This window comes from Kriegella aquimaris (assembly GCF_900103215.1).
GTDB lineage: Bacteria > Bacteroidota > Bacteroidia > Flavobacteriales > Flavobacteriaceae > Kriegella > Kriegella aquimaris.
Genome location: NZ_FNGV01000030.1, coordinates 1 through 3896, shown reverse-complemented (window position 1 = coordinate 3896; position 3896 = coordinate 1). Strand labels below are relative to the sequence as shown.

Here is a 3896-nt window from a genome sequence, read left to right as displayed (position 1 = left end):
AGAATTTGAGATAAAGAATGGACTTTTCTACTTGCCCAAAATGTTTGCTAACGGTCTAGTATAAGAAAAGTAGGGCGGTTGTAAGCGATACTTTTCGGATTAAGCTAAAGCCAATTTTTTAAATTTTGTTAATTATCTTTTCTCTTTTTAATTATACCAAATTTAAAAATTTGGCGACTTTGCAAATACACACAGACCTTTCGATTAAGCACTTTTTGCCCTATTTTTTTTATACATTGTTGTGGCTAGTGCTTTATTCTCCATTCGGAATATTTTTATCTTTACAATACTTTTCAATTTCCGAATCATTCTCAAAATAACCATCACAAAATTCATCAAGTTCTTTTTCAGTCGATTTGTAATAACGCTCTTGAGCTGTCATTAATCTGTCGGTTTGCTCAATGAATTGTTCAAATTCCTTATTGATTTTACATAGTTTGTCGATTGTCTTAAAATCGAGGTCTTTGTAAATTGCTGGGAATAATATTTTACTTTGATATGGATTAGCATTTAGTTCAATTATTCCAATTCCGAACGATTGATTTAGTCTTTCCATTTCGTCCGACAAGCTATCGCTAAATTCAAATGCTACTAAATATCCATAATTCGCCCAACTTGAATTTGAAACTGCTTGAAAATAGGCTTTTTTCAATTCCGTGTCTGAGTTAATTTCCTTTTTTAATTCGTAAGAACTTAATTTAAAGGTGTCAACCCTATTAATTGACTTTAAGAAATTCTGACTGACTTTGGTTTGCAAATTCAAAAATTTAACTCCGACCATATCTGGATGTGTCCAAATTTGGTTGCTATCTTTTCCGTTTTTTGAATGTTCGTGGAATATTGTTTTTGAATATATTTTGGTATTCTTTAAATAACTACTCAAAAGCCTGTGTAAATCTCTTTCGTTATATGATTTGGCTTTTACTTTAGGAAGTTTAACAGAAGTCGTTTCGGTTGAGCCTGATAAGATTTCAATTCCAATATCTTGTTCATTTTTGGTCAGGTAATAAGCATATGAACCTCCTTCTTGTTTTATTCTTTTAACACGAGAATCTCCATTTCTTATAAAATCTCCTAAAAGTGCAGAAATTGTCGCAGGTGGCGTTTTTGCAGGACCAAAGTCATAATATCCATTTTTAATAATATGGTCGTGAACTTCCATATAGTTTGTCAGTCCGTTTATATCGTCAAGACTTTTTAAAATGGCTTCTTTTATTGTCATATTTTTAATTCATTTTCGGTGGTTTCTCGCATTAGCCACAACGGTTTAGCTATAAACAGTACGGGCGCAAACTAGCGTTTGCTTTCCGTCATGCACATAGCGAAATCTTTTGGTTTTCTTTTTTTCTTTGTCCCCTAAAAAGCAAAATCCGAAAGATTTTTCGGTCTTTTTAAAAATACGCAAACCTTTCGATTAAGCCTGAAGCCCGTATTGTTTATAGGTTGTGTTGTAACACGTTATTTTAGAACGTTAAGGGTAATGCAAATCCTCCGCCAAAAAGCCCAACGGATTTGTTCATATAGGTCGCAGGTTTGTATTCCGTTAAATTTTCTAATAGTTGACTTATTAATTCTCTTTTGTCCTCAGGAACGTCTCCACGTATTTTGGTTTTTAATTTTCCGTTTATATCAACATTTAATAGAATACTTGCTCGTCCTTTAATTCGTTTTAGTTCTTTAGAGTTTTTTATTTCCGCTCTAATTAATTTCATGTAATTGGGGTTCAGCTCCTTTTTGTTGATTATGAGGGGAATAAATTCATCCTTGTATAGAAATTTTGGAAGTTCATCGACATGGAATAAAAACATTTTTTCAGAGTACTTAAGTTCTCCGCATTGTTCTATAATCAAGTCATACGCTTCAAAGTCGCCCAGAGAATAAGATTTTTGGAGTAGTACACATGCCCGAGATTTATTTCCTAAATTCAATTCAGTTCCTGCCAAGTTATAAATAGCGTCTTTATTTGTTGAATCAATTTTGATTATGGATTCGTAGTTGATTTTTGCGTTTTGAAAATCCGAATTTTGATAAGCATCGTTGCCCTTAATTAAGAGTCTTTCAATTTCAGATTCCTGTCCAAATAAAGGGCAGATTGAAATTAGAATAATTAAGATTAGGTATTTTTTCATAATGTGTTACAACGGTTTGGCTAAGGTTCGCTGCTGTGGTTCGTCCGCAGGACAATCCAGCCGAACCTAAAGGTAGCTTTTTTGCGCGCGATTTCCGTTTAGGAAAGCCGCAAGCAATGAACTTTAGCCGTTGTTACCAATCGTTTTTTATAACTCTAAGACTCCAGAAATTAATTCTTGATATTCTTGAGCCTTTCTGTCGAACCTGTTCTTAATAATAATCCATAAAGAAATTCCAAATATTAAGAATATTCCGCCAATTGCGTAGATAGAGGTGTTGTTAATTATTCCTGAAATCATTGCAATTAAAAGTCCTAAACCAAATATTATGTTTGTAAACACTACCAATACCATTAAAAAGTGCTGAGTAAATGAAATTTTTACGTCTGTCACATTTTCAATATTAGTTTTTAATAATTTTCCATTAACGATAATATTATTACTAAATATCAAATACCAAGCATAGAGAATCCGTTTCCGAATTTTAAATGTTATTGAATTATTTATGCTCTCATCCATATTAAATACAAATCCGTTAGCAGGTCCAAGGGCGTCTTCTAATTTCGCACTAATCTCTCTAGGATTACTTTTTACCTTAAAATTCCATTCTTTCATAATATCGTTTTAAATGTTTGGTAACGTCTAAGCTATGGCAAGTAGGGCAGGTACTGGGCACAGACCTTTCCGTTTAAACCCTTAGCCAAAGCTTTTGTATTTTGTTTTATCTTATTTTTTCTAAAAGCCAAATCTAAAGATTTGGCGAACTTGGCAAACACCCCCAAACCTTTAAATTCAGCACTTACCGCCCTATTTGCTATAGGTATTGTTGTAAAACGTACTTTTTTACACTTCGATTGAAATCGTAACTTTTCCGCCAAGACCTTTTTCCACAATTTCGTAAAGCGTTTTCAAGGTCAGATTGCTGCCGTTGTTTTCTACTCGTGAAATATACGTCCGTTTTTTGTCTACTAATTCGCCCAGTTGTTCCTGCGTAAGGTTTTTTTCTTCCCGTGCATTTCTCAAAAGCAAACCTATTTTAAAAGACTCAAAATCTCTTTCCAATCCGTCCCTACGTTCCGTTCCTTTTTTTCCATAAACAGTGTCCTTGATTTCTTTCCAACTCTTGGTGTCCATCTTATTTGTTTTTGTCTTCATAATATGAATTCATTAGTCCGACCGCTTTGTCGATTTCTTTTTTTGGTGTTTTCTGCGATTTTTTGGTAAATCCGTTCAAGAGTATTACCAATTTTCCTTTGTCGAAAAAACAGAAGACTCTCCAAATGTCCGAGCCTAATTTTATTCGGGCTTCGTACAGTCCTTTTGTTCCGACAAGTGCTTTCAGATAAGTGGAGGGAACTCTTTCATAAGTCTCGATTATTTCGATTACTTTAAATATCTTGTCCTGAACCTTTTTCGGTTGTTTGAGCAAGAATTCTTCGAAATACCCTTTATACTGGATAACTTCCCTTACTTTTTCCATCACCCAAAGGTAACTTAAAAGTTACTATTTTCAAAATATTATGTTGAATTTAGTTTGGTCTCTTAAATTTGGTAGTATGTTTTACAACGGTCTTGTATATGAAAAGTAGCGGATTTTAGTAACTAACTTTTCGGATTATAACTGACCTTTAATTTATTCATTTTGTTTCGATTAAGCGATTAAACCGCTATTTTTTATAGCATCGATGAAAAAGCAGTAAGTCGAGTATCTTTAAAATGAACGAAAAATTAAAGATATGATTACTCAAATTACTGCTGTACCGAAGT

5 protein-coding genes are annotated in these 3896 nt (G+C 33.2%); all 5 read right to left on the bottom strand.

The genetic code is table 11. From position 1 onward, the window contains the following. Window positions 1–253 precede the first annotated feature (253 nt). Window positions 254–1222: a hypothetical protein gene (locus tag BLS33_RS24440; protein WP_089895951.1), complete on the bottom strand. Its 969-nt coding sequence runs from the start codon at window positions 1220–1222 to the stop codon at window positions 254–256. A 241-nt stretch (window positions 1223–1463) separates the two neighbouring features. Then, the gene (locus BLS33_RS24435) at window positions 1464–2129 is read right to left on the bottom strand and encodes a tetratricopeptide repeat protein (RefSeq protein WP_089895949.1); all 666 of its coding nucleotides are present in this window, start codon (window positions 2127–2129) and stop codon (window positions 1464–1466) included. Between the two features lie 147 nt (window positions 2130–2276). Continuing rightward, window positions 2277–2744 carry a hypothetical protein gene (locus tag BLS33_RS24430; RefSeq protein WP_089895947.1) on the bottom strand — a complete coding sequence of 156 codons (468 nt, stop codon included), beginning with the start codon at window positions 2742–2744 and terminating at the stop codon, window positions 2277–2279. Between the two features lie 228 nt (window positions 2745–2972). Further along, on the bottom strand, window positions 2973–3263 hold the full coding sequence (locus BLS33_RS24425) for a helix-turn-helix domain-containing protein (protein WP_089895954.1): 291 nt from the start codon (window positions 3261–3263) through the stop codon (window positions 2973–2975). 1 nt (window position 3264) lies between these two features. Next, entirely contained in the window at window positions 3265–3609 is a 345-nt protein-coding gene (locus BLS33_RS24420) for a type II toxin-antitoxin system RelE/ParE family toxin (protein WP_089895945.1), read from the bottom strand. Window positions 3610–3896 lie beyond the last annotated feature (287 nt).

Bases quoted from the DNA above. Each gene is read 5' to 3' on its own strand.
- BLS33_RS24440 (WP_089895951.1), bottom strand. From the start codon at position 1,222: ATGACAATAAAAGAAGCCATTTTAAAAAGTCTTGACGATATAAACGGA.
- BLS33_RS24435 (WP_089895949.1), bottom strand. From the start codon at position 2,129: ATGAAAAAATACCTAATCTTAATTATTCTAATTTCAATCTGCCCTTTA.
- BLS33_RS24430 (WP_089895947.1), bottom strand. From the start codon at position 2,744: ATGAAAGAATGGAATTTTAAGGTAAAAAGTAATCCTAGAGAGATTAGT.
- BLS33_RS24425 (WP_089895954.1), bottom strand. From the start codon at position 3,263: ATGGACACCAAGAGTTGGAAAGAAATCAAGGACACTGTTTATGGAAAA.
- BLS33_RS24420 (WP_089895945.1), bottom strand. From the start codon at position 3,609: ATGGAAAAAGTAAGGGAAGTTATCCAGTATAAAGGGTATTTCGAAGAA.